The 14,887-nt window shown below is 68.0% G+C and carries 13 protein-coding genes; 5 read left to right on the plus strand and 8 right to left on the minus strand.

The annotated features are described in order from the left end of the window. The first annotated feature begins 103 nt into the window (after positions 1-103). Positions 104-1,117, plus strand: coding sequence for an alcohol dehydrogenase catalytic domain-containing protein (locus tag ON40_RS27475; protein ID WP_040827631.1), 1,014 nt, complete (start codon positions 104-106; stop codon positions 1,115-1,117). A gap of 149 nt (positions 1,118-1,266) precedes the next feature. Here ON40_RS27475 and fahA read toward each other — a convergent pair whose 3' ends face one another. Together fahA and ON40_RS27485 are read right to left on the minus strand one after the other, a co-directional pair. Beyond that, positions 1,267-2,475 (minus strand): fumarylacetoacetase, encoded by a 1,209-nt coding sequence (gene fahA, locus ON40_RS27480; RefSeq protein WP_051193615.1) that lies wholly within the window; start codon positions 2,473-2,475, stop codon positions 1,267-1,269. A gap of 52 nt (positions 2,476-2,527) precedes the next feature. Beyond that, the gene (locus ON40_RS27485; protein WP_040827632.1) at positions 2,528-3,727 is read right to left on the minus strand and encodes a homogentisate 1,2-dioxygenase; all 1,200 of its coding nucleotides are present in this window, start codon (positions 3,725-3,727) and stop codon (positions 2,528-2,530) included. Between the two features lie 87 nt (positions 3,728-3,814). Between ON40_RS27485 and ON40_RS27490 the strand changes: the two genes are divergently transcribed. Together ON40_RS27490 and ON40_RS27495 are read left to right on the plus strand one after the other, a co-directional pair. After that, positions 3,815-4,648: a hypothetical protein gene (locus ON40_RS27490; protein WP_040827633.1), complete on the plus strand. Its 834-nt coding sequence runs from the start codon at positions 3,815-3,817 to the stop codon at positions 4,646-4,648. A 66-nt stretch (positions 4,649-4,714) separates the two neighbouring features. Continuing rightward, a complete protein-coding gene (locus ON40_RS27495) occupies positions 4,715-5,392 on the plus strand; it encodes an IclR family transcriptional regulator (RefSeq protein WP_218008877.1) in 678 nt (225 codons plus the stop codon). Positions 5,393-5,441: 49 nt separating this feature from the next. On the opposite strand, the gene ON40_RS27500 is transcribed toward ON40_RS27495, so the two are convergent. Genes ON40_RS27500 through ON40_RS27520 form a run of 5 tightly spaced genes read right to left on the minus strand, consistent with a single transcriptional unit; the run spans position 5,442 to position 10,356 of the window. Further along, positions 5,442-6,767 carry an MFS transporter gene (locus ON40_RS27500; RefSeq protein WP_051193616.1) on the minus strand — a complete coding sequence of 442 codons (1,326 nt, stop codon included), beginning with the start codon at positions 6,765-6,767 and terminating at the stop codon, positions 5,442-5,444. Positions 6,768-6,814: 47 nt separating this feature from the next. Then, positions 6,815-8,269, minus strand: a complete 1,455-nt coding sequence (locus ON40_RS27505) for an FAD-dependent oxidoreductase (RefSeq protein WP_040827635.1) — start codon at positions 8,267-8,269, stop codon at positions 6,815-6,817. Continuing rightward, complete coding sequence (locus ON40_RS27510; RefSeq protein WP_040827636.1) at positions 8,266-9,060, minus strand: SDR family NAD(P)-dependent oxidoreductase; 795 nt, start codon at positions 9,058-9,060, stop codon at positions 8,266-8,268. Before ON40_RS27510 ends, ON40_RS27505 begins: the two co-directional genes overlap by 4 nt. Then, positions 9,053-9,880 (minus strand): SDR family NAD(P)-dependent oxidoreductase, encoded by an 828-nt coding sequence (locus ON40_RS27515; protein ID WP_040827638.1) that lies wholly within the window; start codon positions 9,878-9,880, stop codon positions 9,053-9,055. The genes ON40_RS27510 and ON40_RS27515 overlap by 8 nt, the downstream gene beginning before the upstream one ends. A gap of 41 nt (positions 9,881-9,921) precedes the next feature. Beyond that, positions 9,922-10,356 carry a nuclear transport factor 2 family protein gene (locus tag ON40_RS27520; RefSeq protein ID WP_051193617.1) on the minus strand — a complete coding sequence of 145 codons (435 nt, stop codon included), beginning with the start codon at positions 10,354-10,356 and terminating at the stop codon, positions 9,922-9,924. Positions 10,357-10,454: 98 nt separating this feature from the next. Here ON40_RS27520 and ON40_RS27525 point away from each other — a divergent pair, with 98 nt between their 5' ends. Both ON40_RS27525 and ON40_RS48355 read left to right on the plus strand, forming a co-directional pair. Beyond that, positions 10,455-11,186: an IclR family transcriptional regulator gene (locus ON40_RS27525; RefSeq protein WP_040827639.1), complete on the plus strand. Its 732-nt coding sequence runs from the start codon at positions 10,455-10,457 to the stop codon at positions 11,184-11,186. 207 nt (positions 11,187-11,393) lie between these two features. Next, entirely contained in the window at positions 11,394-13,745 is a 2,352-nt protein-coding gene (locus ON40_RS48355; RefSeq protein WP_157186435.1) for a tetratricopeptide repeat protein, read from the plus strand. 20 nt (positions 13,746-13,765) lie between these two features. Here ON40_RS48355 and ON40_RS27535 read toward each other — a convergent pair whose 3' ends face one another. Then, on the minus strand, positions 13,766-14,779 hold the full coding sequence (locus tag ON40_RS27535; protein WP_040827641.1) for a methyltransferase: 1,014 nt from the start codon (positions 14,777-14,779) through the stop codon (positions 13,766-13,768). Between the last annotated feature and the right edge of the window lie 108 nt (positions 14,780-14,887).

The raw sequence follows: 14,887 nt of genomic DNA on the forward strand, positions 1-14,887 counted from the left end.
GCCGAGTAGCACCACGCCCTTCGCCGAGCTCAGTGATCCGGTCCGCCGACGCCCGCGGCTCCTCGAAGGCTCACCACCGTTACCGAGGAAAGCGAGGATGTAGATGTCCACTCATCAGGCTGTTCACGTGCAGTCCGCCGGTGAGGCGCTGAAACTGGTCGACGTCGACACACCCGCGACGCCCCGCGACCATGTGCGGATCCAGGTCGCGGCATGCGGGGTCTGCGGCACCGACCGGGCGTTCGTCGGCGGCGGATTTCCGGGGCTGCCCTGGCCGCTGACGCCGGGGCACGAGATCGCGGGAACCATCGCCGAACTCGGGGTCGGAGTCGACAACTTTGCGGTCGGCGACCGCGTCGCGGTCGGCTGGTTCGGCGGGAATTGCGCCAAATGCATTCCGTGCCGCAAGGGCGACTTCATCCACTGCGCGAATATGCAGGTCCCCAGCTGGCACTACCCGGGCGGATATGCCGAATCGGTGACCGTCCCGGCGAACGCCCTGGCCCGCATCCCGGACGGGCTTTCCCTGGCGGAAGCCGCCCCGATGGGGTGCGCCGGGGTCACCACATTTCACGCGCTTCGGGAGAGCCGTGCGACGCCCGGCGACCGCGTCGCGATCCTGGGCATCGGCGGGCTCGGCCACCTCGGCGTGCAGTTCGCACGCGCGATGGGTTTCGAGACGATCGCGATCGCCCGCGGCGCGGGCAAGGCCGAGGACGCCCGTGCGCTGGGCGCCCACCACTACATCGACTCGACCGCGGAGAACGTCAGCGAGGCATTGGGCCGACTCGGCAGCGCATCGGTCGTGCTCGGGACCGCGGCAAGCGCCCAGGCCATGGGAGAGACGATCGGCGGGCTCGCGCCGCGCGGTGAACTGATCACCATCGGCGTCACCCCCGAACCGCTGCCCATCAGCCCGCTGCAACTGATCGGCCCGGGACTGAGCGTCATCGGTCATCCGTCCGGAACCGCGCGCGATGTCGAAGACACGATGCACTTCGCGGTTCAGTCCGGCGTGCGGGCGCGCACGCAGGAACTCCCGTTGGATCGGGCCGCTGAAGCGTATGCGGACATGGACCAGGGGCGCGCGCGGTATCGCATGGTTCTGACGATCTGAGACCCGATCGACCACATCGTGTCAGGGGAGCGGTCATGGCGTTCGCCCCCTCATGGCACACGTGACCCCCGCATTCGCTACGCCGCTGGCCCGAAGTCGACTGAACCGAGTTGCGGGCCGGCGGCGACCGCAATGCGCACGAATCCTGTTCAGCGGGAAGGCAATATGCGTCCGGTGGTTTCGCCGAGGGTGATGGTGCCCTCCGGCCCGGCGGCTCGGGCGCGGAGGGTTACCTCGTCGTTGTCGCGCAGGAAGGCTATTTCGGTGCCGTCGGCCAGGGTCAGGGGTTCGCTTCCGCCCCAGGTTATTTCGAGGAAGGATCCGCGTTGGTTGGCATCAGGGCCGGAGATGGTGCCGCTGGCGAAGAAGTCGCCCGGTCGTAGGCCCGCGCCGTTGACAGTCATGTGGGCGAGCATCTGGGCTGCGGTCCAGTAGGTCGTGGCGTAGGGGGCGGTGGAGACCACTTCGCCGTTCAGGACGACGTCGATTTCGATGTCGAAAGCCCATGCGGGAGTGGCGGAGTCGTCCAGGTAGGGGGCCAGCGGCGTGTCCCGCGGGGGCGGGGTGGTGCGGGCCCGGTCGAGAGCGGCGAGGGGAGTCACCCAGACGGAGATGGACGTGGCGAAGGATTTGGCCAGGAACGGGCCGAGGGGGACGTATTCGAACGCCTGGATGTCGCGGGCGGACCAGTCGTTGGTGAGGGTCAGTCCGAAGATGTGGTCGTCGGCTTCGGTGAGGGCCACTTCCCCTTGCGGGACAGCGGATCCCAGGACGAAGCCCATTTCGACCTCGATGTCCAGGCGACGGCTCGGGCCGAAGGTGGGCGCCGCTTCGGGTTCGGGGCGCAGCCCCTTGGGGCGTGCGATCTCGGTGCCGCTGGGGACGATGGTGCCCGCGCGGCCGTGGTAGCCGATGGGCAGATGCTTCCAATTCGGCGTCAGCGGAGGCTGTCCGGGACGGAAGATCCGGCCGACGTTGGAGGCGTGGAACTCGTTGCCGTAGAAGTCGACGTAGTCGGCGACGGTGAACGGCAGATGCAGACTCGCCTCGGAGAGTGGAACAGCCTCGGCGACAACGGTTTCGGCGAGGGCAGGATCGGTCAGCGCACGAACGATCCCGGCGCGGACCCGATCCCAGGCGGCGCGGTCGCGGGTGAGCAGAGTGTCGAGGTTCGCGTCGTCCGTGGCCGCGACGTCCTCGGGCGCGGCATCGGCATGCCCGAGCAGAGCGGCGACACCGAGGACGTGATCACCCAGGCGCACGCCGAGTTTCGGTCCGGACTCGGCGGTCGAGAACGATCCGTACGGCAGATGGTTGATGTCGAAGCCCGTGCTGGCCAGGCGTTCGGCGGCGGTCATCGGGTCACCTCTCCACGAGTTTGCTTGTCCGTACTCACCAGGGCGGGCATGCTCACCGGATCTTCCGTCCGGCCCACACCCAGGCGTAGACGCCGTCATCGCTGGCGGTCGCGGCCTCGCCCAGCTCGAGCGGGCGGAACGTATCGACCATCACCGCCAGCTCGTCGACCTGCTGCACACCGATCGACGCCTCCATCGCACCGGGCTGCGGACCGTGCGCGTGCCCGCCGGGGTGCAGCGACACCGAGCCGATCCCGATCCCGGAACCCTTGCGAGCCGCGTAATCGCCGCCGACGTAGAACATGACCTCGTCGGAATCGACATTGGAGTGGTAGTAGGGCACCGGAATCGACAGCGGGTGGTAGTCGACCTTGCGCGGCACGAATGCGCAGACCACGAAGTTGTCGCCCTCGAAGACCTGATGAACCGGCGGCGGCTGGTGCACCTTGCCGGTGATCGGCATGAAGTCCTCGACGTTGAAGGTGTACGGGTACAGGCAGCCGTCCCAGCCCACGACGTCGAACGGGTGGTCGGCGTAGGTGAAGCGGGTGCCGACGACGCCGGTCGAGCCGCGATGCTTCACCAGCACCTCGACATCGGCGCCCTCGGCGAGCAGCGGCTCGTCGGGTCCGTACAGATCGCGCTCACAGTACGGCGCGTGCTCGAGCAGCTGACCGAAGCGCGACAGGTAGCGCTTCGGCGGTGCGATGTGACTGTTGCCCTCGATCGGGTACAGCCGGCTCGGCCCCTCGGCCGCATCGGGCACCCAGCGGTGCGTGGTCGCCCGCGGAATGACGACGAAATCTCCTGTGCGATAAGGCAGCACGCCGAATATCGTCTCGACGACCCCGTGCCCGGACTCGACGTACACGCATTCGTCGCCGATCGAGTTGCGGTAGTACGGAGACACCGCGCCGGCCACCACGTAGCCGATCCGCACGTCGCCGTTGCCCAGCACGAGGCGCCGTCCGGTGACGGCATCGATCCCGGCCGCCTCGTCGACGGCGAACAGCTCGTGCAGCCGCAGATGACGCGGTTTCATCGGATGGTTCGGCAGGGTCGACTGCTCCCCCAGATCCCAGATCTCGCTGCCCACGATGGCCGAGGGGATCGTGCGGTGATACAGCAGCGAGGAGTCCGAGGTGAACCCCTCCTCACCCATGAGTTCCTCGTATCGCAGCACACCCTCGCTGTCACGGAACTGGGTGTGCCGCTTGCCCGGCACCTCGCCCACGCGTCGGTAGTACGCCATACCTCACCTCGATACTCGACGGCTGAATGTTCGATAAACGGTCATTAGATAACCTATTATCGACCATACTGCGCTACAGTGTGACCCATGTCAATCCCGAACGTATTTGCCGCCCTCGTCGACGACGCCGCGATCTTTCCGCCGGGATCACTGCCGCTACCCGAGGCCGTCATCGCTTATGCCGCACACCGGAATTCACGTGTGCGCACCCTGGTGGGCCCGTTCGTTCTGGGGACCGGCGACCTCGCGGCCGCCGCGCAACTGGCGACGCCGGAGTTGTTCCCCGAACCCCTGCCGGTGAGCGTCGTCGTCCCGACCCCGGACGCCGTCGCCGAGACGATCGAGGCGGCCGACGCCCTTCGGGTCGCGGTGCGTGCGCTGGAGGTCAAACTCGACCGGTCACGGCCCCTGACTCCGCAGGTCACCTCTATCGCGAACCGCGATCGCCGAGGTATCACCACCTACGTCGAAGTACCGCGCCCGAGCCACCCGGAGTGGCCCGAAGTACTCGCCACCGTCGCCGCAAATGGTCTGCGGCTCAAATTCCGCACCGGCGGAACGCAAGCCGACGCATTCCCGGACGACACCGAACTGGCGACCTGGATCGGCGACGCCGCCCGCAGCTCCGCACCCTTCAAATGCACTGCGGGACTACACAATGCGCTCCGGCACACCGACGCCACAACCGGATTCGAGCACCACGGCTTCCTCAACGTCCTGTGCGCCGCGTCGGCCGCCCTGGACAACGCCGGAAATGACTCGCTCACAACGATTCTCGCCGAACGGGACGCAGCCGTCCTCACCGAGGCACTCGGCGACACCACCCGGACGACCCCGCGAACGCTCTTCATCTCCTATGGCTCGTGCAGCATCGACGAACCCTACGAGGACCTGGCCGCACTCGGACTGCTCGACCGCTGAACCACCGAACGTCCCCACACCCGACCGAAGATCGCGTGCAAGATCAGAGAGAGAACAATGACACCCGTGACACGCGCTGAACCGAACGATGGTGCGCAGACGCTGGAACGCGGTCTGGCGGTACTGGTCGAGCTGGGCCGTCATCCCGACGGCCTGACCACCGCGCAGGTCGTCACGGCCTGCGGACTGCACCGTTCCATCACCACTCGATTGCTGATCTCGTTGCAGCGCACCGGATTCGCCGTGCGAGACGATGCGGGGGCCTACCGGATCGGCCCGGCGGTCTCGGGTCTGCTCGGTCCGGCCCGCCCGCAGCTTCGCGACGTCGCGAAACCGGTTCTCGAACGTCTCGCGCGCGCGGTCGACGCGACCGCGTCGCTGGTCGAGGTGGTCGACGGGTACGCGATCACGACGCTGGTCGCCGAACCGCCGAGCGACGGCCCGCGGTTCTCCTACCGGCTCGGCAACCGCGATCCGCTCGATCGTGGCGCGGGCGGAGTCGCCGCCCTCGCCGCCGGTCCGCCCCGACCCGGTGAGCCCGATCGGGTCGCGACGGCGCGAGCGCAGGGTTTCATCACCACCCACGGCGAACTCAATGCCGGTGCGCACGCCGTCGCCGCGCCGCTGCCGGGGTGGGGTGAACTCGCGGCGATCAACATCGTCACCAACCGCGAGGCCACCGTCCGCGACGCGCACCACCCGCTGCTGGACGCGGTCCGTGAGATCGGCGCGTTCACCGGGTAGTAGACCGGGCGCCCCCTCATGAAACGCCCGGCCCGGCCGTCGGCACGGCTCAGTCGACCGGCAACTCGATACCCTTGGTCTCCCGGACGAACAACGCTGCGACCAGGGTCAATACCGCGCAGAACACGAAGTAACCCGCCGGTGCGAGACTGTTTCGAGTCACATCGATCAGCCATGTGGCGATGAACGGCGCGGTACCGCCGAGCAGCATGTTCGTGATGTTGTTGCCGAGAGCCAGACCGCTGTAGCGGACCGACGCCTTGAGCATCTCGACATAGCTGACATAGGAGGCGGCATTGACCACCGAAACGGCGATGAACAGCACCGATTGCCCGAAGACGGCCTGCCACACACTGCCGCCCGCCATCAGCATGAACATCGGCACACCCAGGACGACCCCGGCCACACTGCCGCTGATCAGCACCACTCTGCGCCCGTAGCGGTCGGCCGCGGCCCCCGCGATGGGCAGCGTGGCGACACCGAGAACCAATGCCAGCGAGGTGGACAGGAAGGCCACCGAGGACGACTGGTGACCACTCTTCTGCAGGTAGGTCGCGGCATACACCGAGGCGATGTAGTAACCACCGGTGATGAACGCACCCAGGAACACGATCTTGACCAGCGGCCCGCCGGAACTGCGCAGCAGCTCCATGATCGGCACCTTCTTGGTCTCGCCCTTCTTGGACAGCTCGTCGAACTGCGGCGTCTCCTCCATGCTGTTGCGGATCCAGATGCCCACACCGCCGATGAGCAGGCTGAGCAGGAACGGGATTCGCCACGCCCAGTGCAGGATCTCGGCCTTGGTGAACAGCGAGGTCATCGCGAGCGCGATCAGTGATGCGACGAGCGATCCGAGATAGGTCCCGGAGTTGACCATCGCGGTGTAGGTCGCGCGCCGATGCGTCGGCGCGGATTCGGAGACGAAGGCGTTCGCCCCGCCGAGTTCGCCGCCCGCGGCGAAACCCTGTAGACAGCGCGCCAGGACCAGGGCCACGGTGGCCCAGATGCCCAGCGTCAGATAGGTGGGCATCAGACCCATCAGCACCGTGGCCGCCACCATCAGCAGGATGGTCCAGGACAGCGCGCGTTTGCGGCCGTACTTGTCGCCGACGTGGCCGAAGACGATGCCGCCCGGCACTCGCAGGAAGAACGCGACGGCGAAGGTCGCGAAGGTGCCCAGCAGCGCCGCGGTGTCATCGCCCTCGGCGAAGAACAGTGCGGCGATGGTGGTCGCCATATAGCCGTAGATACCGAAGTCGTAGTATTCGACGACGGTGCCGACAATGGCCGCGCGAACGACCTTGGCGATCGACTTACCTTGTCCGGCAGTGGATTCGGCGTCCGACGACGATGTGGGGGTGTCGATTCCGTGCATGAGATATTTCCTTGTTGCCACCGGGCCCGGCCCGATGCGATTCCAGATCAGACTCCGGCCGGTGCCCGGCCCGCGGAGGTCCCGCGCCGCGCGAGCCGCGCGGCGTTGCGGCCGGCGATCCGGCCCATGGTGAGCGCGTTGGCGACGGCGTTGCCGCCGCCGACGTAGCGTTGGCCGAGTACCCCGGCCCCGGCCTCCCCCGCCGCGAACAGGCCGGGTACCGGATTTCCGTTACGGTCCAGAACTGTTGCGGCACTGTCGATTTCCATACCCGCATGCGTGCAGACGAGCTCGGCGGGCAGCATCCGGACCGCGTAGTAGGGCGCCTGCGCGATCGGATCGGGGTCGGCGGACGAGCCCTTGTTCGCCAGCGTGCGATGCCGCAGGAACTCCTCGTCACTTCCGTGCGGGAGCTGCTCGTTCCAGCGCGTCACGGTGTGCGTCAGCGCTTCGGCGGGCACACCCATGCGATCGGCGAGTTCGGTGAGGGTCGCCGCACGCAACGTCCGCCCGGCGTCCGCCTCCGCGGCGACACGCTCGGGAACCCAGTCGGTGTATCCGGACGGCAGACCCAGCCGGGCGGGCTCGTCGAATACCGCCCACACCTCGCCGGGCTGGGCGGCCATGATCCCGGTCGAGACCGCGTAGGAGGCGTCCTCGTCCATGAAACGGCGACCCAGACCGTTCACGTAGATCCGGGACTTCGGCGGGAAACCCGAGGTCCAGTGATGATGACGCTGGAAGTAGGCGGTCGGCAGCAGCAGACCCCAGCCCTGTCCGGTCACCGACGACTCGATCTCCTGCGCGAACCGGAGGTGATCGCCGCGGCTGCCGGGAGCCGCGACCACGAACAGCGACTCACCCGCCGCATGTGCGGCCGGAAAATACCGATCGACCAGCGACGCGTCCTGCGCGAAGCCGCCGCTGGCGATGACCACCGCGTTCGCGCGCACCTCGACGTCATCGGCGACCACGCCGACGATGCGACCGTGTTCCCGGATCAGCGACTGCGCCCGAGTCGCCAGCACGGTCTCGATACCGTGCGCTCGGCGCGCTTTGTCCAGGACCTGAATCAGGCCGTACCCCTGATCCTTCGGCACGTGCCCACGCCAGACGTCCTCCACACCGGCCTGGCTCAGACCGGGCATGTGGGCGTTGGAGGAGATCCGGGCCGGAATCTCCACACCCAGGCCGATCAGCCATTCCAGAGTCGGCCCGGACTGCTCGCAGAAGGTGCGGATCAGACCGGGTTTGAGCATCCAGTGGTTGAGGTCCATGTAGTGCTGGAAGAAGCGCTCGGCGTCGTCCTCGATGCCGAGGGCACGCTGCACGCTGGTGGCGGCGGCGGTGAACAGGCCCGCCGACAGTTGCGTCGATCCGCCCAGTTCGGTCTCCGATTCCAGCAGCAGCACCGTCGCGCCGTGCTCGGCGGCGGTCACCGCGGCGGCCAGTCCGGCGCCGCCGCCACCGACCACGATGACGTCCCAGGAGTCCTCGCTCATGACAGTTTTCCTTCCGCATCCGCGAGCACGCGGTGATACAGACCGTTGGAGATCAGTCCGCCGTCCACGGTGACCTCGGTGCCGGTGATGTAGCCGGAGCGATCCGAGAGCAGGAACAACACCGCATCGGTGATCTCGTCCAGGCTTGCCTTGCGACCGGTCGGAATGCTTCGCAGCGAGGCTGCGACGAATTCGTCCGCACCGCGCACCAGGTCCGTGCCTACCAGGCCCGGATGTACCGAGTTCACCCGGATCCCCCATTTCGCGAGGTTCCCGGCCGCGGATTTCGACAGTCCGGTCAGACCCCATTTGCTCGACGAGTAGGCCGGTGAGAAATATCCGATCAGCCCCGCGATGGAGGAGATGTTGACGATCGCGCCACCGCCGCTCTGGTGCATCAGCGGTGCGACGGCCTTGATTCCGTAGAACGGGCCGAACAGGTTGATCCGCATGGTCTGTTCCCAGATCTCGTCCGGGGTGTCCATGAATTCCAGGCGGCGCGAGATTCCGGCGTTGTTGATCAGTCCGCCGAGAGAGCCTGGGCCGGAACGAATCTCGTCGACCGTGCGAGCCCAGGCCGCCGGATCGGCGACGTCGAGGTGGTGTGCCGAGGCGCTGCCACCGGCCCGCTCGATCTCGGCGATCACCTCGGAGGTGTCGATGATGTCGGCCACGCAGACGTGCACACCGCGCGCGGCCAGCGCCCGTGCGTGGTTGGCGCCCATCCCCCGCGCCGCGCCGGTGATCAGCACGACGTCGGGATACGTTTCGGTGCTCGGCGACTCAGACATGCCGCGACCCGCCGTCGACGGCGATGGAATGTCCCGTGACGTATCGCGCGCTGTCCGAGAGCAGGAACAGCAGCGGGCCCAGGACCTCCTCGGGCGAGCCGAGCCGATGCAGCGGAACGACCTCGAGCGCGTGCGCGAGCGCGGCCGGATCCTCCTGCACCCACCGGGTCATCTCGGTGTCGATGTAGCCGGGGGCGATCGAGTTCACTCGAATTCCCTTGTCGCCCAACTCCACCGCGAGCGATTCGGTCAGATGCGCGACGGCCGCCTTGGAGGTGCAGTACGCGCCCCGGCCGCGGCGCACCCGCACCGCGGACACCGAGGACATGTTGACGATCGCGCCGCCGGGACGCATATGCCGAGCCGCGGCCTGCGCGCCGAACAGCACACCCTCCACGTTGACGTCCAGCACCGCGGAGATCTGCTCGGGCGAGATGTCCTGCGCCTCGGCGAACGGGAAGATGCCCGCGTTGTTGATCCAGAAGTCCAGTCGCCCGAACTCGGCCACCGCGCGCTGGGCCAGCGCCTCGTGCTCGTCGGCGGAGGTCACGTCGACCCGGGCGGCGACCACGCGACCCGGCTTCTCGACACCCGCGAGGTCGGCATTGATCTGGGCGGCGGTGGCCGTCATCTGCTCGTCGTTGATGTCCGCGCCGAGCACGTCCACGCCGCGGGCGGCGAGTCCGGCCGCGAAGACCGCGCCCATCCCGCGCGCCGCGCCGGTCACGACCGCGGCCTTACCTACCATGTCGGGGTGGACGACCTCGATCCGGCCGTGCTCGACCCGGCCCGGGTTCGATGCTCCGGTTGCTGTGGTCATGGGTGAGTTCTCCTTCGAAATAATCAGGGGCAGAAGAGTTTTCAGCGAGGCGCGTCGTCCCGCTCGACCACCCGGCGGGTGATCGACCAGTCGTCGCCGTCGCGGACGAGCCGGTCGGTGACGGTGGTGAGCCGCAGCAGTCGGGCCTCGCCGCCGATCCGGGTGGCGATGACCTGCAGATAGGCGCTCACCGCGAGGGTGTGCGCGTCGATCCGCTCGACGAGAAGGTTGGTCAGGATATGCCTGCGACGTTCGTCGGCCGCGCGGGCCGCGCGATCGAATTCGGCCGCGAACTCGGTCAGGGCGGCGGTGCCGACGACCGGTTCCGGGTAGGTCGGCGAGTGGAACTCCCCGTCCGCGGTGAAGGTCTGCGCCCACTCCTGGACGGCACCGGAGTCGATCGCCCGGCTCTGCCGGGCGTACAGCTGATGAATGGCCGCGACCGTACCTGCGTCGACGGCGGAAATTGGCGACATATCTTTCCAGAAACTTCAAAGTGTGCGATAATCGCACGCGGCGTGTTATATGTGAACACTGTAGGTGCTTCAGGTCACAACGGTCAAGGAGTTCAGCTATGCCTCAGTTACGGGCGTCCGGGGAACCGGCGGCCACCAGCGGCGATGTCGGGTCGGATATGTCCAAGACGCTGCACAACGGCCTGCAGATCCTCGAACTGCTCGCGCGCAGGACCGAGGGCATCTCGGTCACCGAGATCGCGGAGCAGGTCGGGGTGCATCGCACGGTCGCGCACCGGCTCGTGCGCACGCTCGAATATCACCACCTGTGCCGGCGGGACGATTTCAAGCGCGTCTTCCTCGGGCTCGGCCTGGTGCGGCTGGCCGAACCGGTGGAACAGGATCTGCGCACCCTGGCCCGGCCCGTGCTGGAGGAACTCGCCGACAGCGTGCAGGCCACCGCCCACCTGGTCGTCCGGGAAAGCGATACCGAGGTGCGGGCTCTCATGGTCGTCGAACCTCGTCATGCCCGAATCCACGTCGCCTTCCAGACCGGACAGATCGATCCGATCGACCGCGGCTCGGCAGGGCTGGCGATCCTGGCCGCCTTTCCCCCCGTCCCCGGCGAACGCGAGGAGATCACCCGCGCTCGCGAGCGCGGTTACGCCGTATCGCACGGGGAACTGGTCCCGTCCGTGGGCGGCGTATCCGCCGCGGTTCCCGGACGCGGATCGGCGGCCGTCGCGAGCATCGGCGTCTCCCCCCTGGACATCGGCCCCGACGACGAGGAGAGCTTCGGCGCCGCCGTCCGGTCCGCCGCCCAGCGCCTCAGCGCCATCCTGCTGCGCTAGGACCCGGAACCGGCGTAAGCGCCCGGCGAACAACGCCCTCGAGCTGCCAAACGACCGCCACTACCACACGTAGCCCCTATCGGCGCGAGAAGCCCTGCCGTACAGTCTGTTTGGGGTCCTCGGAGAGTGGCCGCGGGAGCCCGGCACGATAAACTCGAACGACCGCCGCCCGCGGATGCCCACTCGAGTTCCGGCAAGGGGATGATCATGACCGACGACCGGATTGCGGTGACCGAGACGATTCCGTTGCCCGACGTGCTACGGGCGCTCACCCGGGAGCTCACCGCCATGACAGGCGATCGGACGAGCGGATTCGAGACGCGCGCAGCCGAATTGACGGTACGGCTGCTGATCGACACCGATGCGGGCGAACCCCGCTTCCGCGTGGTCGGACCGCAGTCGCCCGAGCCCGCCGGAACCACCACGCACACACTGAAACTCACCCTGCAACCGCTGGTGGGCGAGCCGACGCAGGGTGTGTTCGCACCGGTTCCCGAATCGGAGTCGCAGGCCGAGAACGGCGTCGACACCCTGTCGATTCCGTTCCCGGAAACCATTGCGCACTCGGCGGAACAGTTGCCCGTCGATGTTCCCGAACCTGGGCAGATCTTGGAGTCGAAATCTGCTGAGCCGCAGCCGGATGCCGACGATCAACCCGACCAGGCGGAAACTGCTGCCGAATCGGAGGATTCGCCGCAATCGCGCCACCTCACCGTCGTCGAGTCCGACCACTCCGACGCCATGTCCGGGCCACATGCCCAGACCGTCGTCGAGTCCGTCGGAACCACCATCGCCCAGCTCGAAACACCGCACGACGAAACGTCTTCCGAGCCCGGCGAAGCCGAGGCCGGATCGCCGGAGCAGCACCACGGCATCGCGGCCGAATCCCTCGCGGAATCCGGCAGCACAGTCGCGCCCGGAACACCGGACCACGACACGGAATCCGACCCCGTCGACGATGCTGAGACCGAGTCGTCGCACAGCCCCACCACCGATGAAGCCACTGCGGCATCCGAGGTCACCCAGCTCGAAACGCCGAGCGACGATACGGATTCCGCAACCCTCGGACTCGTGGACGACACTGCGGGCGAACCGGAAAAGCCGCTCGACGACGCTGGCGAACCCATCACCGACCCCGCTCAGCCCGGAACATCGCCTGATGCCACCGATTCCGAGCCCGTCGGCACCCTCGGTTCCGATCCTGTCGACGCTCCGGTGACCGAGCAACCGACTGACACCCGGGGCGGATCGACGAACGGCACGGCGGAACCACCGGCAATCACAGAGCCCGTCGTCGACACCGCGCAGACGACACAACCAACCGACACCGGTTCCGCACCAGCGGATTCCACGTCCGAATCGGCTTCTCCGCAGGACGCGGCCACCGAGACAGCAGACCCCGCCGACAACCCCACAGCACCCATTCCCAGAACCCCCGGCCGGCCGGACCCGAACCCCGCACCGGCCCGAATCACCACGGGCAGTGCGTATTCGGACCTGGACGACGAACATGCCGAGATGATCGCCCGGTACGAGAAGATCCTGGTCGATCGCGAACGGGCGATGGGCCCGCTGCACCGGCACACCCTGATCTCGGCCGGAAATCTGGCCCGTGCGTATCGGGAGGCCGGGCGATCCTCGCAGGCCATCGACGTCTACGAGCGGGTGCTCACCGACAGCGAGAACACTTTCGGCCCACAGGATCTCGACACGCTGATCTTCCGCGGCAGCCTCGCCCGCTGCTATCGCGAGGCCGGGCGCATGGTGGAAGCCGTCGACCTGTACGAACGCACCCTCACCGACAGTGAGCAGGGTTTCGGACCCGACCACAAGAACACCCTGACCGCACGTCACAATCTGGCCCTGGCCTATCGCGAGGACGGGCGGCTGGACGACGCGATCGAGCTCTACCGCACCTGCCTGGCGGACAGTGAGCGACTGCTCGGCGCCACTCACCGTGACACCCTGATCACCTGCGATTCCCTGGCTTCATGCCTGCGCGAGGCCGGAAAGGTGGACAAGGCGACCGCGCTGGACGAGCGTCTGCTGACCGCCCGGCGACGCGTCCTGGGCCCGGAACATCCGGAAACGCTGCACTCGACGGTCAATCTGGCCTCGGACCGCGCCGCGGCGAATCGCGCGGGCGAGGCAGCCGACCTCTACGAACAGGCATTGAGCACCAGTGAGCGGGTGCTCGGTCCGGACCATCCGCTGTCCGAGCGCGCCCGCATCGGCCTGGCGCACGGGTACGCGGAGGTCGGCCGCGCGAGCGAGGCGGCCGACCTGTTCGAACGCCTGCTCGCCGACTGCGAACGCCAGCTCGGCCCCGACCACCGGCACACGCTCATCGCCCGCAACAACCTCGCGGTCGCCTATCACGACGCGGGCCGCTTCGGCGAGGCGATCGAGGCGCACACCCGCACCGCCGAGGACCGCGAACGCCTGCTCGGGCCCGACCACCCCGATACCCTCAAGTCCCGCGAACACCTCGCCTACAGCTACGAGGCCCAGCTACTGGCCCGAACCGCAGCCCCGCAAATCCCTGTGCCACAGGAGTGATCGCACCGGCCGACCCTCGCTCAGGGATGCAACCGGAACTCGACGATCGAGCGTGTCCCGGCGGTGACGGTCTCGCCGAGGTGCAGGCCGGTCGGGGCGGCGAGCTCGGCCAGTTGTTCCAGAGTGCGTTCGCGCCCGTTGACGTAGCAGAGCATGCGCAGGTCGCCCTCGGTGTCGGGGATGCCGCCGCGCGAGGTGTCGATATCGTCCACGAGCAGCACCCTGCCGGTCGGGGCCGCGGCCTGCGCGCATCGTTCGAGGATGCGCGCGGCGTGCGGGTCGTCCCAGTCGTGCAGGACACCGGACAGAACGTAGCCGCCCGCACCGGCCGGAAGAGGATCGAAGAAGCTGCCCGACCGCGCGTCGGCGCGGTGGCCCAGACCGGCCGCGGTGATGGCCTCGATGGCGCGGGCGGCCGGTCCGGGCAGGTCTACGACCGTCCCCTGCAGGTCGGCGTGGGCGCGCAGCAACGCGATCAGCAGACTGGCGTTGCCGCCGCCCACATCGACGACATGTCCCAGCTCGCCCCACGGATATGCGGTGGCGACCAGGTCCGCATCCGCGACCAGCCGAGCGCCCATGACCTCGTCGAAGGATTCGGCGCGAGCGGGATCGGCCGCGAGATCGTCCCAGAACGGCCGCCCGAACTGTTCCGCAAATGCGGGCTCGCCGGTGCGGACGGTGTGCAGCAACTGAACGAAGCACAGGTCGGCGCGGCCGATCGCACCCTCCAGATCGAGCCAGGGACGCAACCTTTGCGGATCGTCGTCGCGCAGGTGCTCACCGAGCGATGTGAGGTCGAACTCTCCGGTCTCGGTGCGGACCAGGACCCCGGCGGTCACCAGGTGTGCGAGCACTCGGCCCAGCGCGTCACGATCGGCGTGCACGGCATCGGCCAGCGCATCGGCCGTGCGCGTGCCCGCGACGATGTGATCGGCCAGCCGCAGGGTCGCCGCCACCCGGATCGACATCGGAGTCACCAGATCGGCCGCCGCCCACAGACCCCCGCCCCACCCGGTCGTCTCCTCGGTCACAGGGCCTCCTCGCTCGACGGTTTCCCGGATCACCCGATGGCAGGTTCAATCTAGCCCCGGTCGCCATCGGACGAACCCGCTACGACGCGTCCGAGCTGCACGATCGCC

This window comes from Nocardia jiangxiensis NBRC 101359, from assembly GCF_000308615.1.
Classification (GTDB): Bacteria; Actinomycetota; Actinomycetes; order Mycobacteriales; family Mycobacteriaceae; genus Nocardia; species Nocardia jiangxiensis.